This is a genomic window from Sphingobium sp. D43FB, from assembly GCF_002312805.1.
GTDB lineage: Bacteria > Pseudomonadota > Alphaproteobacteria > Sphingomonadales > Sphingomonadaceae > Sphingobium.
Genome location: NZ_NMUA01000229.1, coordinates 1 through 408 on the forward strand (window position 1 = coordinate 1; position 408 = coordinate 408).

The following is a 408-nucleotide window of genomic DNA, read 5'->3' on the forward strand; positions in this document are numbered from 1 at the left end:
GCCACCTGGAGCAGCTCGCCAAGATCCTGAAGGACCCCGAGGCCAGCGCCAATGACCGCTTCGTGGCGCTCGACCTGCTGAAGAACGCCTCCATCTCGGCCGGCGGCGTGCTGCCGATGTGCCAGGACACCGGCACCGCCATCGTCTTCGGCAAGAAGGGCCAGCGCGTCTGGGTCGAGGGCGACGAGGAGGAGGCGCTCTCCTACGGCGTGCACCGCACCTACACCGAGACCAACCTGCGCTACTCGCAGATGGCGCCGCTCTCGATGTTCGAGGAGGTGAACACCGGCAACAACCTCCCCGTCCAGTTCGACATCTACGCCTCCCCCGGCGACCACCATGCGGACGAGTTCCACATGATGTTCGTGCTCAAGGGCGGCGGCTCGGCCAACAAGACCTTCCTCTTCC

General features: G+C 65.9%; 1 protein-coding gene. It reads left to right on the forward strand.

What is annotated here, in order from left to right; genetic code table 11:
- The coding region (locus tag SxD43FB_RS24150) for a fumarate hydratase (RefSeq protein ID WP_176482926.1) at positions 1-408 on the forward strand (408 nt) is incomplete at both ends.